This window comes from Bacillus sp. BC05(2025) (assembly GCF_056725905.1).
The window spans coordinates 405,236-423,307 of the sequence record NZ_JBWYRA010000003.1; the positions used below are offsets into that span (position 1 = coordinate 405,236).

At 36.3% G+C, this 18,072-nt stretch carries 24 protein-coding genes; 17 read left to right on the forward strand and 7 right to left on the reverse strand.

The window, feature by feature from the left end; translation table 11 throughout:
- Nucleotides 1–131 precede the first annotated feature (131 nt).
- Nucleotides 132–278, reverse strand: a complete 147-nt coding sequence (locus tag ACZ76X_RS12895) for a YjcZ family sporulation protein (protein ID WP_000274562.1) — start codon at nucleotides 276–278, stop codon at nucleotides 132–134.
- Nucleotides 279–791: 513 nt separating this feature from the next.
- Here ACZ76X_RS12895 and pdhA point away from each other — a divergent pair.
- From pdhA to ACZ76X_RS12920, 5 genes are all read left to right on the forward strand, one after another.
- Nucleotides 792–1,907, forward strand: a complete 1,116-nt coding sequence (gene pdhA, locus ACZ76X_RS12900; RefSeq protein ID WP_000536893.1) for a pyruvate dehydrogenase E1 component subunit alpha — start codon at nucleotides 792–794, stop codon at nucleotides 1,905–1,907.
- A 3-nt stretch (nucleotides 1,908–1,910) separates the two neighbouring features.
- Nucleotides 1,911–2,888 (forward strand): pyruvate dehydrogenase complex E1 component subunit beta, encoded by a 978-nt coding sequence (pdhB, locus tag ACZ76X_RS12905; RefSeq protein WP_000068166.1) that lies wholly within the window; start codon nucleotides 1,911–1,913, stop codon nucleotides 2,886–2,888.
- A gap of 92 nt (nucleotides 2,889–2,980) precedes the next feature.
- The gene (gene pdhC / locus ACZ76X_RS12910) at nucleotides 2,981–4,267 is read left to right on the forward strand and encodes a pyruvate dehydrogenase complex dihydrolipoyllysine-residue acetyltransferase (protein ID WP_479850636.1); all 1,287 of its coding nucleotides are present in this window, start codon (nucleotides 2,981–2,983) and stop codon (nucleotides 4,265–4,267) included.
- 5 nt (nucleotides 4,268–4,272) lie between these two features.
- Complete coding sequence (lpdA, locus tag ACZ76X_RS12915; RefSeq protein ID WP_000260104.1) at nucleotides 4,273–5,685, forward strand: dihydrolipoyl dehydrogenase; 1,413 nt, start codon at nucleotides 4,273–4,275, stop codon at nucleotides 5,683–5,685.
- A 237-nt stretch (nucleotides 5,686–5,922) separates the two neighbouring features.
- Entirely contained in the window at nucleotides 5,923–6,150 is a 228-nt protein-coding gene (locus tag ACZ76X_RS12920; RefSeq protein ID WP_479850637.1) for a hypothetical protein, read from the forward strand.
- 1 nt (nucleotide 6,151) lies between these two features.
- Here ACZ76X_RS12920 and ACZ76X_RS12925 read toward each other — a convergent pair whose 3' ends face one another.
- Entirely contained in the window at nucleotides 6,152–6,544 is a 393-nt protein-coding gene (locus ACZ76X_RS12925) for a DUF1885 family protein (protein WP_098103102.1), read from the reverse strand.
- A gap of 127 nt (nucleotides 6,545–6,671) precedes the next feature.
- On the opposite strand from ACZ76X_RS12925, the gene ACZ76X_RS12930 reads away from it, so the two are divergent.
- The 4 genes from ACZ76X_RS12930 (at nucleotide 6,672) to ACZ76X_RS12945 (ending at nucleotide 7,654) form a co-directional block, all read left to right on the forward strand.
- On the forward strand, nucleotides 6,672–6,968 hold the full coding sequence (locus tag ACZ76X_RS12930) for a DUF3055 domain-containing protein (RefSeq protein WP_144614716.1): 297 nt from the start codon (nucleotides 6,672–6,674) through the stop codon (nucleotides 6,966–6,968).
- Nucleotides 6,969–7,163: 195 nt separating this feature from the next.
- Complete coding sequence (locus tag ACZ76X_RS12935) at nucleotides 7,164–7,292, forward strand: GapA-binding peptide SR1P (protein ID WP_000536778.1); 129 nt, start codon at nucleotides 7,164–7,166, stop codon at nucleotides 7,290–7,292.
- Nucleotides 7,293–7,351: 59 nt separating this feature from the next.
- On the forward strand, nucleotides 7,352–7,480 hold the full coding sequence (locus ACZ76X_RS12940) for a GapA-binding peptide SR1P (protein ID WP_000536800.1): 129 nt from the start codon (nucleotides 7,352–7,354) through the stop codon (nucleotides 7,478–7,480).
- Between the two features lie 45 nt (nucleotides 7,481–7,525).
- Nucleotides 7,526–7,654 (forward strand): GapA-binding peptide SR1P, encoded by a 129-nt coding sequence (locus ACZ76X_RS12945; RefSeq protein ID WP_098667488.1) that lies wholly within the window; start codon nucleotides 7,526–7,528, stop codon nucleotides 7,652–7,654.
- Nucleotides 7,655–7,688: 34 nt separating this feature from the next.
- Here the strand turns inward: ACZ76X_RS12945 and ACZ76X_RS12950 are convergent, their stop codons facing one another.
- Nucleotides 7,689–8,519, reverse strand: coding sequence for a protein-glutamine gamma-glutamyltransferase (locus ACZ76X_RS12950; RefSeq protein ID WP_479850638.1), 831 nt, complete (start codon nucleotides 8,517–8,519; stop codon nucleotides 7,689–7,691).
- Nucleotides 8,520–8,594: 75 nt separating this feature from the next.
- Nucleotides 8,595–10,067: an arginine decarboxylase gene (gene speA, locus ACZ76X_RS12955; protein WP_142337326.1), complete on the reverse strand. Its 1,473-nt coding sequence runs from the start codon at nucleotides 10,065–10,067 to the stop codon at nucleotides 8,595–8,597.
- 363 nt (nucleotides 10,068–10,430) lie between these two features.
- Here speA and ACZ76X_RS12960 point away from each other — a divergent pair, with 363 nt between their 5' ends.
- Nucleotides 10,431–10,700, forward strand: a complete 270-nt coding sequence (locus ACZ76X_RS12960; RefSeq protein ID WP_479850639.1) for a UPF0223 family protein — start codon at nucleotides 10,431–10,433, stop codon at nucleotides 10,698–10,700.
- A gap of 81 nt (nucleotides 10,701–10,781) precedes the next feature.
- Here ACZ76X_RS12960 and ACZ76X_RS12965 read toward each other — a convergent pair whose 3' ends face one another.
- Nucleotides 10,782–11,408 (reverse strand): YktB family protein, encoded by a 627-nt coding sequence (locus ACZ76X_RS12965; protein ID WP_342715566.1) that lies wholly within the window; start codon nucleotides 11,406–11,408, stop codon nucleotides 10,782–10,784.
- Nucleotides 11,409–11,615: 207 nt separating this feature from the next.
- Here ACZ76X_RS12965 and ACZ76X_RS12970 point away from each other — a divergent pair, with 207 nt between their 5' ends.
- Both ACZ76X_RS12970 and ACZ76X_RS12975 read left to right on the forward strand, forming a co-directional pair.
- Nucleotides 11,616–11,804, forward strand: coding sequence for a hypothetical protein (locus ACZ76X_RS12970; protein WP_001250168.1), 189 nt, complete (start codon nucleotides 11,616–11,618; stop codon nucleotides 11,802–11,804).
- Nucleotides 11,805–11,892: 88 nt separating this feature from the next.
- Complete coding sequence (locus ACZ76X_RS12975; RefSeq protein ID WP_479850640.1) at nucleotides 11,893–12,684, forward strand: inositol monophosphatase family protein; 792 nt, start codon at nucleotides 11,893–11,895, stop codon at nucleotides 12,682–12,684.
- 44 nt (nucleotides 12,685–12,728) lie between these two features.
- Here the strand turns inward: ACZ76X_RS12975 and ACZ76X_RS12980 are convergent, their stop codons facing one another.
- Complete coding sequence (locus ACZ76X_RS12980) at nucleotides 12,729–12,908, reverse strand: DUF5325 family protein (RefSeq protein ID WP_000400127.1); 180 nt, start codon at nucleotides 12,906–12,908, stop codon at nucleotides 12,729–12,731.
- 140 nt (nucleotides 12,909–13,048) lie between these two features.
- Here ACZ76X_RS12980 and typA point away from each other — a divergent pair, with 140 nt between their 5' ends.
- The 3 genes from typA to ACZ76X_RS12995 all read left to right on the forward strand — a co-directional run bounded on the left by typA (nucleotide 13,049) and on the right by ACZ76X_RS12995 (nucleotide 15,643).
- Nucleotides 13,049–14,893: a translational GTPase TypA gene (typA, locus tag ACZ76X_RS12985; RefSeq protein ID WP_000914761.1), complete on the forward strand. Its 1,845-nt coding sequence runs from the start codon at nucleotides 13,049–13,051 to the stop codon at nucleotides 14,891–14,893.
- A gap of 158 nt (nucleotides 14,894–15,051) precedes the next feature.
- Complete coding sequence (locus tag ACZ76X_RS12990) at nucleotides 15,052–15,354, forward strand: YlaH-like family protein (RefSeq protein WP_063223159.1); 303 nt, start codon at nucleotides 15,052–15,054, stop codon at nucleotides 15,352–15,354.
- A 13-nt stretch (nucleotides 15,355–15,367) separates the two neighbouring features.
- Nucleotides 15,368–15,643 carry a hypothetical protein gene (locus ACZ76X_RS12995; protein ID WP_479850641.1) on the forward strand — a complete coding sequence of 92 codons (276 nt, stop codon included), beginning with the start codon at nucleotides 15,368–15,370 and terminating at the stop codon, nucleotides 15,641–15,643.
- A 35-nt stretch (nucleotides 15,644–15,678) separates the two neighbouring features.
- On the opposite strand, the gene ACZ76X_RS13000 is transcribed toward ACZ76X_RS12995, so the two are convergent.
- The gene (locus ACZ76X_RS13000; RefSeq protein ID WP_097846076.1) at nucleotides 15,679–15,879 is read right to left on the reverse strand and encodes a YlaI family protein; all 201 of its coding nucleotides are present in this window, start codon (nucleotides 15,877–15,879) and stop codon (nucleotides 15,679–15,681) included.
- Nucleotides 15,880–16,024: 145 nt separating this feature from the next.
- Here ACZ76X_RS13000 and ACZ76X_RS13005 point away from each other — a divergent pair, with 145 nt between their 5' ends.
- Nucleotides 16,025–16,480 (forward strand): pyridoxamine 5'-phosphate oxidase family protein, encoded by a 456-nt coding sequence (locus ACZ76X_RS13005; protein WP_306183503.1) that lies wholly within the window; start codon nucleotides 16,025–16,027, stop codon nucleotides 16,478–16,480.
- Nucleotides 16,481–16,726: 246 nt separating this feature from the next.
- Complete coding sequence (locus ACZ76X_RS13010) at nucleotides 16,727–18,055, forward strand: PhoH family protein (RefSeq protein WP_000358083.1); 1,329 nt, start codon at nucleotides 16,727–16,729, stop codon at nucleotides 18,053–18,055.
- Nucleotides 18,056–18,072: the final 17 nt, after the last annotated feature.

The window sequence follows — 18,072 nt, forward strand, 5'->3', positions numbered from 1 at the left end:
GTCTACCAAAGGAGCCGAAAAAAGTCATCGACAAGTAGGGAGAAGCGCTTTGGAAAGAGTTCTATTGTATGTAATAAAAAGAAACAGACGGCAAAGCCGTCTGTTTCTTTCCATAGTTGTTTCATTTTACATTAGCGAATGCAAGCAGCACCAACGATAATTAAAAGAATAAACAACACAACGATTAAGGCGAAGCCGCGTCCAGACCCGCCACAAGAACCGCCATAACCGTAGGAAGGATATGAACAAGTTGGATAGCAATATGAGTATCCGTACATGAGATGACCTCCTTTATCATTTCCCGCTAATACTGCGGTTACTATAATGTATGGAGGGAAGAGTAGAAATGTATGGGTAATTACCTATAAAAGGAAGAAGAGTTTGTATATTTTTGCTAAGAAGGGAGAAAAACTAAAGAGAATTAAATCGTTTACATATTATTCTAAGAGAAAAAACAAGTTAAAAAGGGAATAATATAACAGCGGGTTAATGCTTACTAATACAGATGTGAAAAATAAAAACACGTTTGTGTAGAAGAAACCGGCAGATTATTTATAAAAAAACGTATTCAAAGTAATTGACATCGTAATTAGAATAGTTGTAAACTAAAAAACGTGATCAAGATTGTATTAATATGTTTCTGAAAAAACATTAGTACAGATTGTTAGGTACACAAAATTATTCTCAACCGACAAATAAATTTGTTGGTTTACATTGTTGCGTTTTCAGTCTAGCCAATAGATAGTGAAAGCGTTTCAGAATATGGTTCAAGAGAGGAAGAGGTGAACGGAATGGGTACTAAAACAAAAAAGACCCTATTTAATGTTGATGAGCAAATGAAAGCTATCGCAGCTCAATTTGAAACATTACAAATTTTAAATGAAAAAGGCGAAGTTGTGAATGAAGCAGCTATGCCTGAATTATCTGATGATCAATTAAAAGAATTAATGCGTCGTATGGTGTATACTCGCGTATTAGATCAACGTTCTATTTCTTTAAACCGTCAAGGACGTTTAGGTTTCTACGCACCAACAGCTGGACAAGAGGCTTCTCAATTAGCAAGTCATTTCGCACTTGAAGCAGAAGATTTCATCTTACCAGGATATCGTGATGTGCCACAATTAGTATGGCACGGTTTACCATTATACCAAGCATTCTTATTCTCTCGTGGACATTTCATGGGTAACCAAATGCCTGAGAACGTAAATGCACTTGCTCCACAAATCATCATCGGTGCGCAAATCATCCAAACTGCTGGTGTTGCGTTAGGTATGAAACTACGTGGTAAAAAATCTGTTGCAATTACTTACACTGGTGACGGTGGTGCTTCACAAGGTGACTTCTACGAAGGTATGAACTTTGCGGGTGCATTCAAAGCTCCAGCAATCTTCGTTGTTCAAAACAACCGTTATGCAATCTCTACTCCAGTAGAAAAGCAATCTGCAGCTAAAACTGTAGCTCAAAAAGCAGTAGCAGCAGGTATTTACGGAATTCAAGTAGACGGTATGGATCCATTAGCTGTATACGCAGCAACTGCTTTCGCTCGTGAGCGCGCAGTAAATGGCGAAGGTCCTACTTTAATCGAGACTTTAACATTCCGTTACGGTCCACATACAATGGCTGGTGATGACCCAACTCGTTACCGTACAAAAGATATCGAGAACGAATGGGAACAAAAAGATCCAATCGTACGCTTCCGTGCATTCTTAGAAAACAAAGGCCTATGGTCTCAAGAAGTTGAAGAGAAAGTAATCGAAGAAGCAAAAGAAGATATCAAACAAGCAATTGCTAAGGCTGACCAAGCTCCAAAACAAAAAGTTACTGATTTAATGGAAATCATGTACGAAAAAATGCCTTACAACTTAGCTGAACAATATGAAATTTACAAAGAAAAGGAGTCGAAGTAAGCCATGGCTCAAATGACAATGATTCAAGCAATCACTGATGCTTTACGCGTTGAAATGAAAAATGACCCTAACGTACTTGTGTTTGGTGAAGACGTTGGTGTAAACGGCGGTGTATTCCGTGCTACTGAAGGTTTACAAGCTGAATTCGGTGAAGACCGTGTAATGGATACTCCACTTGCAGAGTCTGGTATTGGTGGACTTGCAGTTGGACTTGCACTTGAAGGATTCCGTCCAGTTCCAGAAATCCAATTCTTCGGTTTCGTATATGAAGTAATGGATTCAATTTCTGGTCAATTAGCTCGTATGCGTTACCGTTCTGGTGGACGTTGGACTGCTCCTGTAACAGTTCGTTCTCCATTCGGTGGCGGTGTTCATACTCCTGAACTACATGCTGATAGCTTAGAAGGATTAGTGGCTCAACAACCTGGTCTAAAAGTTGTTATTCCATCTACTCCATACGATGCAAAAGGTCTTTTAATCTCTGCGATTCGTGACAACGATCCAGTTATCTACTTAGAGCATATGAAATTGTACCGTTCATTCCGTCAGGATGTACCAGAAGGCGAATACACAATTGATTTAGGTAAAGCTGATATCAAACGTGAAGGTACAGATGTATCTGTTATCGCTTACGGTGCTATGGTTCACGCTGCATTAAAAGCTGCTGAAGAACTTGAAAAAGAAGGTATCTCTTTAGAGGTTGTTGACTTACGTACAGTTCAACCATTAGATATCGAAACAATCATCGCTTCTGTTGAAAAAACAGGCCGCGTGGTAGTAGTTCAAGAAGCACAAAAACAAGCTGGTATTGCAGCTAACGTTGTAGCGGAAATTAATGACCGTGCAATCTTAAACTTAGAAGCTCCAGTTGTACGTGTAGCAGCTGCTGATACAGTATTCCCATTCTCTCAAGCTGAGAGCGTATGGTTACCAAACCACAAAGATATTGTTGAAGCTGTTAACAAAGTAATGAACTTCTAATTTTTAGTTATTCATGTGCAAAAGAAATCAGCACATGCTGATTTCTTTTGCCATATTCCATAATAAAGAAATGAATCAGGGGGCTGAATTCCGTGGCATTTGAATTTAAACTACCAGATATCGGTGAAGGTATCCACGAAGGTGAAATCGTAAAATGGTTTATTAAACCAGGCGACGAAGTAAACGAAGATGACGTACTTCTTGAAGTACAAAATGATAAAGCAGTAGTAGAAATCCCTTCTCCTGTTAAAGGTAAAGTACTTGAAGTACTTGTAGAAGAAGGTACGGTTGCAGTAGTTGGAGATACATTAATTAAATTTGATGCTCCAGGATACGAAAACCTTAAATTTAAAGGTGACGATCATGACGAAGCTCCTAAAGCTGAAGAAGCGAAAGAAGAAGCTCCTAAAGCTGAAGCTACTCAAGCAGCAACTGCAGAAGTAGTAAATGAGCGCGTAATCGCTATGCCATCTGTTCGTAAATATGCTCGTGAAAACGGCGTAGACATTCATAAAGTAGCTGGTTCTGGTAAGAACGGTCGTATCGTAAAAGCTGACATCGATGCATTTGCAAATGGTGGACAAGCAGTAGCAGCAACTGAGGCTCCAGCAGCAGAAGCTACTCCAGCAGCAGCGAAAGAAGAAGCACCAAAAGCACAACCAATCCCAGCTGGTGAATATCCAGAAACTCGTGAGAAAATGAGTGGTATCCGTAAAGCGATTGCAAAAGCAATGGTTAACTCTAAGCACACAGCTCCTCACGTAACATTAATGGATGAAGTTGATGTAACTGAGCTTGTTGCTCACCGTAAGAAGTTCAAAGCTGTTGCAGCTGACAAAGGTATTAAATTAACTTACCTTCCATACGTTGTTAAAGCTTTAACATCTGCATTACGTGAATTCCCAATGTTGAATACTGCTTTAGACGATGCTTCTCAAGAAATCGTTCATAAACATTACTTCAACATCGGTATCGCAGCTGATACAGACAAAGGTCTATTAGTACCAGTTGTTAAAGATACAGATCGTAAATCAATCTTCACTATTTCTAACGAGATCAATGATCTTGCTGGTAAAGCACGTGAAGGTCGCTTAGCTCCGGCTGAAATGAAAGGTGCTTCTTGCACAATTACAAACATTGGTTCTGCAGGTGGACAATGGTTCACTCCAGTTATCAACCACCCAGAAGTAGCAATCCTTGGTATCGGCCGTATCGCTGAAAAACCAGTTGTGAAAAACGGTGAGATTGTTGCAGCTCCAGTATTAGCATTATCTCTAAGCTTTGACCATCGTTTAATTGACGGCGCAACTGCTCAAAAAGCATTAAACCAAATTAAACGTCTATTGAATGACCCACAATTATTAGTAATGGAGGCGTAATAACAATGGTAGTAGGAGATTTCCCAATTGAATTAGATACAGTCGTTGTTGGTGCAGGTCCTGGTGGATACGTTGCGGCAATTCGTGCAGCACAATTAGGTCAAAAGGTAGCAATTATTGAAAAAGCTAACCTTGGTGGCGTATGCTTAAACGTTGGATGTATTCCTTCAAAAGCGTTAATCAATGCAGGTCATCGTTATGAGAATGCAATGCATTCTGATGACATGGGTATCACTGCAGAGAACGTAAAAGTTGACTTTACAAAAGTTCAAGAATGGAAAAACGGCGTAGTTAAGAAATTAACTGGCGGTGTTGAAGGCCTTCTTAAAGGTAACAAAGTTGAAATCATTCGCGGTGAAGCTTACTTCGTAGATGCTAACACATTACGCGTAATGACTGAAGATGCAGCTCAAACTTACACGTTTAAAAATGCTGTTCTTGCAACTGGTTCTACACCAATCGAAATTCCTGGATTCAAATACTCTAAACGTGTTATCAACTCTACAGGTGCTTTAAGCTTACCTGAAATTCCTAAAAAGCTTGTTGTAATCGGCGGCGGTTACATCGGTATGGAATTAGGTACTGCATATGCTAACTTCGGTACAGAAGTTACTGTAGTAGAAGCTGGCGACGAAATCTTAGCTGGTTTCGAAAAAGCTATGAGCTCTGTTGTTAAACGTGCTCTACAGAAAAAAGGTAACGTTAATATCCATACAAAAGCTATGGCTAAAGGCGTTGAAGAAACAGAAACTGGCGTAAAAGTTAGCTTTGAAGTTAAAGGTGAAATCCAAACTGTAGAAGCAGACTACGTATTAGTAACTGTAGGTCGTCGTCCAAACACTCAAGAAATCGGTCTTGAGCAAGTTGGAGTTAAAATGACTGACCGCGGCATCATCGAAATCGATGAGCAATGTCGTACAAACGTACCAAATATCTATGCGATCGGTGATATCGTTCCTGGACCACCATTAGCTCACAAAGCTTCTTACGAAGGTAAAGTAGCTGTTGAAGCAATTAGTGGCCATGCATCAGCAATCGATTACATCGGAATTCCTGCAGTATGCTTCACAGATCCAGAATTAGCATCTGTTGGTTACACTAAGAAACAAGCTGAAGAAGCTGGAATGACTGTAACTGTATCTAAGTTCCCATTCGCTGCTAACGGTCGTGCGTTATCATTAAACAGCACTGACGGTTTCCTACAACTTGTAACACGTAAAGAAGATGGTCTTCTTGTAGGTGCTCAAGTTGCAGGTGCAGGCGCTTCTGATATTATTTCTGAGATTGGTTTAGCTATCGAAGCTGGAATGACAGCAGAAGATATCGCTCAAACAATCCACGCTCACCCAACATTAGGTGAAATCACAATGGAAGCAGCTGAAGTTGCTCTTGGAATGCCAATTCACATTGTAAAATAATTTAGGTAATGAAAATAGCCCATCTCTTATTTAAAGAGATGGGCTATTTTTTATTTTAATAAAAATGGCTTGCAAGGTCTTTATGTGTACTTGTCGAATGAATATATAATACTTTATTTGGACTGTTAGAACATATATTAATCCAAAAGTCATATATATGCTTTCGTATAATATGTAATTGATTCAAACTTAATCCCATATAGTAATAAAATAGAGCATGTCAAAGGAGAAGGTTCCATGAAAATATTACATGTTATATTTTATCATTTTTTATTATGGAGTGGTTTTTCCGTTGTATTATCATTGTCAAATGGTGATAAGTTGCATTATAAAGTCATTCTATTTTTTGTATTTCTTTATTTAGCATATGTGATCGCATATGTTGTATTACAAATTAGAAAGCAGGCATTATTTCTTACGTGTTCAAATTGCATACTTTTCTTAATCGTATTTTCTATTTTTTAGATTAACGTTTATAGAAATACATTGTTCTGCCATTAAATAATTGTAACTCTCCTTCTAACTTCTTCGCTAGAAAACGGCAAAATTCATTTGCTTTTCCTTTATCACCAAATGTTGCATTAGGTGGTAACGAGATCTGAATGAAAGATTGTTCTTTTTCTATACCGACACCAACATAAATGGAATCATATCGATCGTGAGTAGATTGTAGTTTTAATGTTGTTGCTGATGTATCTAAAATTTCATAAGGAAAAGCGGTATTTGTATAAGCGTAATTAATTTGAACACCAGTTTTGGAAGTAACTGTTTGATAATAATGAAAAAGTTGTTTTATATCATCTATTGAAACAGATTGTTGATTGGATTTAGGTACAAGCGTAATGAAGGCATGTTGCATATAAGTTCCCCCTAACTTAGTAGAATACTTTCATTCTACATCCTACTGAATTTTTTGACAATTAAAAGGAGTATTCCTTTTTTTGTTTAATATACTAATGAAAGGTGATGGAGAAAGGTGGAAACCGATGTTTGAAAAATTGTATGATGAGCATGAAAGTGTGAAGGTACGATTTTTGGGATTTATGACACATGATACTCGTTATGATTTTGGTGTTATTTATACAAATATGTTTTTTGGGAAGCCACTTATTGTTTGTATGCAAACAGGAAGGTCTACTTTACTTGGACGAGATGATGTAGAGAATGTTCAATATTTACAGGAAATTTTTAAATTAGGATCAGAAGGCGAAGCAGCGGAGTTAGCTCAGTTTTTTTCATTTCTAGTTCCCTCTACATCTTTGCATGCTGAATATGAAGAATAAATAATGTAAAACAGTCGTACGTATAAATATGGCTGTTTTTTTGTTTGAATATCGTATACTAATTTAAATTAAAAATATTTAATGTGTTATACTAAAAACCTATTGACGCAAAAAGTATAACATATTAAAATGAAGACAGAAAGTTAAGCGGTTACAAAAAGTTTTTGGGATTATAAACTTAGGGGGAAATGAAAAATGGGAACAATCGTATGTCAAGATTGTGAAGGTACAATTGCACACTTCGAGGATGAGAAAGTAACGGTACTTTACGGGAAATGTGGATCTTGCGGATGTGATCACACAGAGCATACAAAAGCCCAATAATTGATAGGAAATGGACAGCTAAAAGTTTTTAGGACCATAAACTTAGGGGGAAATGAAAAATGGGAACAATCGTATGCCAAGTATGTGAAGGAACAATCGGTCATTTTGAAGATGAAAAGACGACAGTGCTTTACGGGAAATGTGGTACAAATTGTGACTGTGCTAATAAAGATAAGGCGAAAGCTTAATTATAAATAAGTAGATTATTATTAAAACTCAGGGGGAAATGAAAAATGGGAACAATCGTATGCCAAGTATGTGAAGGAACAATCGGACATTTTGAAGATGAAAAATCAACAGTACTATACGGAAAATGTGGATCTCATTGCGACTGTAACCATAAAGAGCATGCAAAAGCTTAAATAAGAAAAAGCGCCTACACTTGTAGGCGCTTTTTTAATAAATTGTAGTTGTATGGCCAACTGTTGCAACGATTGCATCATCTCTAATCGGAATAAATCCTATGGATGTCTGTGGGGCTTTAGAAGAAGCGTAGTGGCTCATGAGACGGCTATCGATACGGGTAATAGTATCGGTCAAGAAAGCCGAAATGAAAGCGTAAGGAACTCGTCGTTCATTTAACGCGTATATAATTTCTTCTTTTGTTTTTACACCTACACCATGTCCGTAAAAAAAGAAATTCCCCAAATAGATTGTATTTTCTCCTTGCCACTCGATTGTAGCTGGATTCACTTGTGGATTTTTAAAATAAACGAGATCACCTGGGACAAGATCGCCACCCGTTTTTGTTATGAGTTTTAAATCTTGATCGTAGTCCCACGTATAAAGTAAAAGGTTTGCAAAGAGACGGTTGAAAGTTTCTTCTTCATACAACGATAGTAAAGCTTTGTAAAAAATAATAATCATCGCGGTGGCACATTCAGTTCCATATAGTTTTCCGTTTTTGAAAATATCTTGTATGGCAATGGAAGGGGGTATGTTTGGAAGGAGCTCAAATCCTCCAAGGGACGTTCTTTTCCAATACTGAGGGTTGCAAAAGGATTGTTGAAATGTTCGAAACTGAAATCCACTTTGAAAAAGTTCTAATGCGGAAGTAATAATATTCACACGCAAGTTTAGATCGAAGCTGAGTTCATCTGATGTTCGGAAGGAATAGATTTCTTGATTTCCTGCCATTATAGATAAAATTTGCTGTTTCTCAGCTGCAAATGGCTCATATTCATTTGTGATATAAGGATGCACAATAGAACGGCCTATTACAATCATAATAGTATCCCCACCTATACGTTACATTACATCATATCGTATGAGAAAAGGGAAAAAGGGTGAAAGAAAAGCCTATCAACTGATAGGCTTGTACTCTTTAATCACACGTAATGTTTGCAATGTCATATCTTCAGGACCTTGTACAGGTAAACCTGCTTCTAAGTTTTTACGAATATACTCTAAGTTATCTTGTGTAATAATTTCCCCCGGAGTAAAGATTGGAATCCCTGGTGGATAAACCATAACGAAATCAGCTATAATACGACCGGCTGCATTTTCAAATGGGATGACTTCTGTTTCCGAATAAAAAGCATCTCGAGGAGAAAGTGCTAGCACTGGTATTTCTGGAATTTCTACTTGTACTTGAACACCTTTATCAGCTGTATTTCTAAATGTTGCTGCTAAATCTTGTAATGCTGTAATAAGTGTATTCGTCTCACTTTCTGTATCTCCGAAAGTGACAAGACATAGTATGTTGTATAAATCTGAGAGTTCTACTTCAATGTTATATTGCTCTCTAAGCCATACTTCAGCCTGATGGCCTGTAATACCTAAATCTTTTACAGATACAATTATCTTTGTAGGATCATAGTTAAAAGTAGCATCCGTACCTAGCATTTCTTTCCCAGGACAGTAAAGATGCTCAATATCATTTATAGCATCACGAACTTGTTCTGCTAATTGAATTGTTTGTTCTATGAGTGCAGTTCCTTCTGTAGCAAGACGTTTTCTAGCAACATCAAGAGATGCTAATAAGATATAAGAAGTTGATGTAGTCGTAAGCATGCTAATAATAGATTGAACATGTTTTACGTTCACAAGGCCTTCTTTCACATTAAGAATAGAACTTTGCGTTAAAGATCCTCCTAGTTTGTGAACACTTGTTGCCGCCATATCTGCTCCAGCTTGCATCGCTGACATCGGCAATTCATCGTGAAAATGAATATGAACACCATGAGCTTCATCAACGAGTACAGGGATATCGTAAGAATGTGCTAATTGTACAATCTGTTCTAAGTCCGCAGCAAAACCAAAGTATGTTGGGTTAATAACAAGTAAGCCTTTCGCATCTGAGTGCTCTTCAAGAGCCTTTTTGACAGATTGAATTGTAATTCCATGTGAAATACCAAGTTTTGGATCGATTTCAGGATGCATAAAAATCGGTTTTGCACCTGAGAAGATAATCGCTGACATTACGGATTTATGCACGTTTCGTGGTACTAGGATTTTGTCACCAGGACCGCAAACGCTCATTACCATTGTCATAATTGCGCCACTTGTACCTTGAATGGAAAAAAAAGTATGGTCTGCACCGAATGCAGCGGCTGCTAAATCTTGTGCTTCTTTAATCATACCTTTTGGATGATGTAAATCATCGAGCGGCGCAATATTAATTAAATCAATTGCTAATGCATTATGCCCAATAAATTCGCGAAATGTAGGATCCATGCCTTGTCCTTTTTTATGACCAGGAATATGGAATTGAATTGGATTTCGCTTACTGTGCTCAACTAAAGCGGTAAACAATGGTGTTTCGTATTGGGACAATCTATACACTCCTTCTTCTTCGTAATATTTAGTATTATTTGTTTTATATAATCCTGTACTAAAAAAGCTAAGTCCTTTTTTAGTATGAGGCTTGTTTTTCTGCCATTCAAAAAAGTGTTTTGAGATGGTAGGTTCACTTTATTTTCTATAAAACAAAAGCATTATATCACCAATAATTATAGATGTATAGAAAAAAATATTTTTACAGTGCGTATATTAAATAGTTATTTCCAATTAACTTATAGAGGAAGACAATTCCATCATAAGGAATAAATAGTGTATAATGCAAAGTGGCTATAGTGAAGAGGAAAAAAACTTAAGATAGCATATTGAAATAAGAAGAAATGATAAATGAGGTGCAAAATGGAATATCAATATCCGTTAGATTATGATTGGTCAAATGAAGAAATGGTTGCAATTGTGAAGTTTTATGAAGCGATTGAGAAAGCATATGAAAAAGGCGTTATAAGAGAAGAATTAATGGGATTATATCGTCGTTTTAAAGAGATTGTTCCATCGAAAGCAGAAGAAAAGAAGATTGATAAAGAGTTTCAAGAAGTAAGTGGATATTCTATATACCGTGCGATTCAAAGGGCTAAAGAAGCAGAGGAACAAAAGCTTGTGAAAATGTAAAAAATATTTTGAAAAATAAAAACTGAAGTGATATAATGTGATAACAACTAAAAACGGACAATATAAATTGTCCGTTTTCTACTATCGATTACAAAGTGCATATAAAGGAAGGAGTGATTGCATCGTAGATTCAATCTTAGCAAGGAATTGTTCGTTGGTCATTGCTGAAAACTCCTCTGGTGATATATGAATACCAACTAATAATTCTGCTTTTTTCACAGTAGCTAGACGTTCAATCATCTTTTGTAAATCTTCTGTTTCAAGTGTTTTATGTAATTTTACACTTGGTTTAGTATGGTCAATGGACCAAACGAAGTCATTTGGAATATTAGTTTTTAAATCATTTAAATGTTCTAAGAAGGCGTGAGCCGTCTCCACTTTTTGTGGACACTCATAGATTAAACCAAAGTATACGAAGGCATGAGTACCCCATAATCCAATTTGGAAATGTGGTAGCATTTTATATCCGCGTTTATTTGTTGAAAAAGCAACCCAAGTATCGTTTGGTGGATTGACTTTACGACGTGCATGTTTTGCTACATGATAAAAAAAGTTCTCATCAGTTTGTTTGGATAAATACGTAGCAAACTGTTCCCCTAAAGCTTCTAGCTTAGGATGAATGTTCGTTTTAATTGCACTCATTCGTTCTTCGAGACCATCAACTGTAAAGACCTCAAAATCAGTTGATTTGAATGTTTGTAGTGTCATGATTGTTCCTCCAACTCCTATTTTGCTTTTATTTTAGCATAGCTTGTACTATTCATAAAAAAAACAGCACAAAAAAATTTAAATAAAAAAATATAATTTTGTTGCATAGATGATTTATCCAACATAGTATAGTATAAAACAAAAAAATCAGAAAATTAAATCAATTCTAGTCCGAGGGCAGACGAATATTGGGAGGAGGCAAATAATATGAGACAGGTGATTAATGCGTTAAAGAGAACAGATGCTGAAAAGAGAATTCCGGTGCTACGTTTGGAGCTAGATTATGAATTAGCGACTTTATATGATGCGATGATGGAAAATGATAAACAGAAAAAAGAAGAGTGTGTACAAAAGTTAGAAGTGTTAAGACTTGAAATGATTCGTTTAGAAGCGTAATAATAGTATATGTATAAAAAATTAGTTGGTGCGAACCTTATAAAGGGTTCGTTTTTTCTGTGAACAGTATAGATCGGAGTGTTTAAACATGCAAGAAGTATGGAAAGACATCGATGCACAAGCCAAACAGTGGATTCGAGATGCGGGAGAGCGTTTAATGGCATCAATGAAAAAGGCACTTATTATAGAAACAAAATCAAATGCAGCTGACTTAGTAACAAATATGGACCGAGAAATAGAACAGTTTTTAATTGGGAAAATTAAAGAAACATTTCCAAATCATACTATTTTAGGGGAAGAGGGTTATGGAGATGAGGTAACTTCTTCTGACGGGATTGTTTGGTTAATTGATCCAATTGACGGCACGATGAACTTTGTCCATCAAAAAAGAAATTTTGCTATTTCAATTGGAATTTATGAGAACGGTATCGGAAAGATTGGACTTATTTATGATCCAGTTCATGATGAATTATATCATGCGTTAAAAGGTGCTGGAGCTTTTTGTAATGAAGTGCCAATACCTTCATTACAAAAAGGGACTGTAGAGCAAGGTATTGTAGCTTTAAATGCGATATGGCTTACCGACAATCCATTGCTTAATATGGAAAGTATGATGGCTCTTGTTAAGAAAGCAAGGGGCACAAGATCATATGGCTGTGCAGCGTTAGAGATGGTATATGTTGCAACAGGGAGAATAGATGCATATGTAACGCCGAGATTATCACCATGGGATTTTGGCGGGGGACAGATAATTGTAGAGGAAGTTGGAGGCAAGGTGACAACCTTCTCTGGAGCCACGCTTTCTATTGTAGAGAAGAGTAGCGTGTTAGTTGCGAAACCAGGGGTGTATGAAGAAGTGTTATCGTTTATATCGGAGTAACAAAAAAAGTAAGAGGCTGTATATAAGCTTCTTACTTTTTAGCGTTATTGTGATTTGCGCATTTTTCTTTTTGTTACAAAACCGTATCCAACTGTAACAAATGTGCCGATAATGCAAATAATAATACCGATGGGACTATTTTCAGCAATCATAATGCCAATACCAATTAAGAAAATAACACCGATAATTGCGGTTAATAAAAAGCGATATTGAATGTGTTCCATTTCTTCACCCTCCAATCTCATTTTACTTTCACAAAAGTAAGAATACAACTATATTTTCATTCTTGATTTTATTTTAATTGCTATTGTATCCCCTTCGCTCTTATAATAGAGAAGGATTAAAAAGACATTAGGAGTTGGACATGTTGAAAAAACGACAAGATTTACGTAATATAGCAATTATTGCCCACGTTGACCATGGTAAAACAACACTTGTTGACCAGTTATTACGTCAAGCGGGGACTTTCCGTGCGAACGAACACGTTGAAGAACGCGCAATGGATTCAAATGATCTAGAAAGAGAACGCGGTATTACAATTTTAGCGAAAAATACAGCGATTCACTATGAAGATAAAAGAATTAACATTTTAGATACACCTGGTCACGCTGACTTCGGTGGAGAAGTAGAACGTATCATGAAAATGGTTGATGGTGTTTTACTTGTTGTTGATGCATATGAAGGTTGTATGCCACAAACACGATTTGTTTTAAAGAAAGCTCTTGAGCAAAACTTAACTCCAATCGTAGTTGTAAACAAAATTGACCGTGACTTCGCTCGTCCGGATGAAGTAGTTGATGAAGTAATCGATTTATTCATCGAACTTGGTGCAAACGAAGATCAATTAGAGTTCCCAGTTGTATTTGCATCAGCAATGAACGGAACAGCAAGCTTAGATTCAAACCCAGCAAATCAAGAAGAGAATATGAAATCATTATTTGATACAATTATCGAACATATTCCAGCGCCAATCGATAATAGCGAAGAGCCACTTCAATTCCAAGTAGCACTTCTTGATTACAATGACTATGTTGGCCGTATTGGGGTTGGCCGTGTATTCCGCGGTACAATGAAAGTAGGACAACAAGTTGCTTTAATGAAAGTTGATGGAAGTGTAAAACAATTCCGTGTAACAAAATTATTTGGTTACATTGGATTAAAACGTCAAGAAATTGAAGAAGCAAAAGCTGGTGACTTAGTAGCTGTTTCTGGTATGGAAGACATCAACGTTGGTGAAACAGTATGTCCAGTTGAGCATGAAGATGCGTTACCATTATTACGTATTGATGAGCCGACACTACAGATGACGTTCCTTGTAAATAACAGTCCATTTGCAGGTCGTGAAGGTAAATACATTACATCTCGTAAAATTGAAGAGCGCCTTCGTTCACAATTAGAAACAGATGTAAGTTTACGTGTAGATAATACAGAGTCTCCTGATGCATGGATCGTATCTGGACGTGGGGAACTACATTTATCTATCTTAATTGAAAACATGCGTCGTGAAGGTTATGAACTACAAGTATCTAAGCCAGAAGTAATTATTAAAGAAGTTGATGGCGTAAGATGTGAGCCTGTAGAGCGTGTACAAATCGATGTACCTGAAGAATATACTGGTTCAATCATGGAATCTATGGGTGCACGTAAAGGTGAAATGTTAGATATGGTGAATAACGGAAACGGTCAAGTTCGCCTTACTTTCATGGTTCCAGCACGTGGTTTAATTGGTTACACAACAGAATTCTTAACATTAACTCGTGGTTACGGTATTTTAAACCATACATTCGATTGCTACCAACCAGTACACGCTGGACAAGTTGGTGGACGTCGCCAAGGTGTTCTAGTTTCACTTGAAACAGGAAAAGCATCACAATACGGTATTATGCAAGTTGAAGACCGTGGTGTAATCTTCGTTGAACCAGGTACAGAAGTATATGCTGGTATGATTGTTGGAGAACATACTCGTGAGAATGACTTAACAGTTAACGTTGTAAAAATGAAACAACAAACTAACATTCGTTCTGCAACGAAAGATCAAACTTCAACAATGAAAAAACCGCGCTTAATGACTTTAGAAGAGTCATTAGAGTACTTAAACGATGACGAGTTCTGTGAAGTAACTCCAGAATCAATTCGTTTACGTAAAAAGATTCTTGATAAGAGCGAGCGCGAAAGAGCTGCTAAGAAAAAGAAATCTGTAGAAGCGTAAAATAGTAAAACAGCTACCTTTAATTAAGGTAGCTGTTTTTTTATGTTTATTTTTTAGAATATTTACTCTTTTTTGTGGACAGTATTTTTTTCACAGGTTACTCTTGTATTAAGTACATAAAGAAAAATGGTTTGATTTATGAGGAAGGGGGATAAATGGTGTTAGAAAGAATGTCGTTTTTTGCGAAATTATGTAAAGTTGATGAAAATCCAGAGCTAGGGATGTGGTTACTGTATGGCATCATTATAATATTAAGTGCACTTGTGTATAATTTAGGTTTTGCAAGAAAGCTATCAATAATAAAAAATATAGTGATATATATATCACTAGCGATTGGATGTACAGTTTTAACTTTCTTTGCAGTTTTTTTACCTGTTGGAGAGGGACTTGTTGTAGCGGCAATTGTGCTTGGGATTTATAGATTGCGATTACATCAAGCAAGACAACAAAAAGCAGGGTAAGGGGGGAAGTTTTATGCGTTCAGTGCAAGATGCATTATATAATTGGTTAACAATTAAAACAGTTGCCGAAGCACGTCCAGGTGATAATGCAGCAAAAGAAACGTATTTACTATTTCAAAATATGATATATGAAGAGCACAAATTAAAGAATGTGGAAGTTGAAAAGAACGAAGAAATGTATTTGATTTCATATGAAATGAATGGGGAACGAAAATCTGCACGGTTTCCATTAGAAGCTATTGATTGTTTCTTGGATCAAATGAATCGTGAACCTGAAAAATATAAATAAGTCCTTATCTATATGATTAAGGACTTATTTACATTTTACCAATCGTCTTCGACTTTTTTATCACGATATAGTCGGAAGTTACCACTTGCATGACGTTCCAGCGTACGTTCTGCAATTCGTTCCGAACATTCCATGCACATATATGTATGAATAGGGCGATTACGCAGTTTTTTTGCCGTAGGATTTTCATCATCTAACATATCTTTTTTATCACAAATCATACATTTGACTCTCATTTCGTCACCTCAATACGAATTCTATCAATATAAGTATATCATGGAAGTATAATGTTTTTGAATAATAGCGGGAAAAAATAATATTTTCGCAATTCAAAAAATAAGTTATGATAAGGATATATTAAGTATATTTGGAGGTGGAAATATGGCGAATGTAGTAGAGCCTACATTAACAGATGATTTAGTACAAACGTTACGTAAAGAGTGTATTGTCATGGTAGCAACAACAGATTTTGAAAAACAAGTTCCTAACGTAAGTGCTATTTCTTGGGTGTATGCGGTGAGTAAAACTAGTATTCGATTTGCAGTAGATCAACGTTCTCGTATTGTGGAAAATATACGGCATAGTACTGGGGTGGTATTGACTATAATGGCGAATGAATCCGTATTTTCCATAAGTGGTGCAGGCGAAATTTTGACTGATAGAATGGAAGGTATTCCTCTAAAATTAACTGTAATAGAAGTAAATGTACAAGAAGTACGTGATGTGATGTTTTATGGTGCAAAACTTGCAACTGAGCCAACATATGAAAAAACATATGATCTTCGGGCAGCAAAAAAGCTCGATAATCAAGTATTGGTAGGAATGAAAGAATTATAAATGCGATAAATAAGAAAGTCAGGTATTAACTTTTGTAATCAGTTATTGTGATTTTATGTTAATAATTATAATAAAAAGTAATATATTGAATAGAAATGAATAAAAAATAAATAAAAGGTTTAATGGCGATACATTTCGATTCTACCTCGTTTATACGGTACATATAATTATAACAATGGTTCGTCCATATTTTATGGATGAAACCCTTGTTCTACAAATTTAAAAGTGGAGTCAGGGGGTAACAGGTTGGATAAAATTTATGTGTTAGATACGAATGTACTTTTGCAGGATCCTTTATCTATTTTTTCATTTGAAACCAATGAAGTAGTGATTCCAGCAGTTGTATTAGAAGAGGTTGATTCGAAAAAACGTTACATGGATGAAGTAGGAAGAAATGCTCGTTATGTATCTAAGTTAATAGACAAATTTCGTGAAATAGGAAAGCTGCATGAGAGTATTCCGCTAGAAAACGGCGGTACATTTCGTATTGAATTAAACCATCGTTCATTTGTCCAACTACAAGATATCTTTGTAGAAAAGACAAATGATAATCGAATTTTAGCTGTAGCAAAAAATCTATCTTTAGAAGAACAAGAAAAAGAGGATGGGAAATCTGTTATTTTAGTAAGTAAAGACGTGCTCGTAAGGGTAAAGGCAGATGCGATTGGTTTGAAGGCGGAAGATTACTTAAGCGATCGCGTAATTGAAGTAGAAAATATATATTCAGGATTTTTAGAAGGGTATATATCAAAAGAGCAATTGGATTATTTTTATGAAAAAGGTGAATTGCCATTATCCGAAATTGCAAATCATCCTTTTTATCCAAATCAGTTTGTAGTAATGAAAGATGCATTAGGGGGATCTAGTTCAGCACTTGGCATTGTGGATCACTTAGGTAAGAAGGTAAAGAAACTTATTTTTCACAATGAACAAGTATGGGGGATACGACCGCGAAATGTGCAGCAGATTATGGGGTTAGAATTGTTGCTTCGTGAAGATATTCCGCTAGTAACATTAACGGGGAAAGCTGGTACAGGAAAAACATTACTAGCTTTAGCTTCGGGGCTCATGCAAACCGAAGATTTAGGACTATATAAAAAATTACTCGTTGCAAGGCCAATTGTTCCAGTCGGAAAAGATATCGGTTATTTACCAGGAGAAAAAGAAGAAAAGTTAAGGCCTTGGATGCAACCGATTTTTGATAACTTAGAGTATTTATTTAATACGAAAAAGCCAGGAGAGTTAGATGCGATTTTAGCTGGAATGGGTTCGATTGAAGTAGAGGCTCTTACGTATATACGCGGAAGAAGTATTCCAGATCAATTCATTATAATTGACGAAGCGCAGAATTTGACGAAGCATGAAGTGAAAACGATACTAACAAGGGTAGGAGAAAAAAGTAAAATCGTATTAATGGGAGATCCTCAGCAAATTGATCATCCGTATTTGGATGAGTATAATAACGGTTTAACATATGTTGTAGAGAAATTTAAAGAGCAACGTATTAGTGGCCATGTGAAATTTGTTAAAGGGGAGCGATCTAATTTAGCTCAACTAGCAGCAGATTTATTATAAAAAGGAGTGAGCCTTGG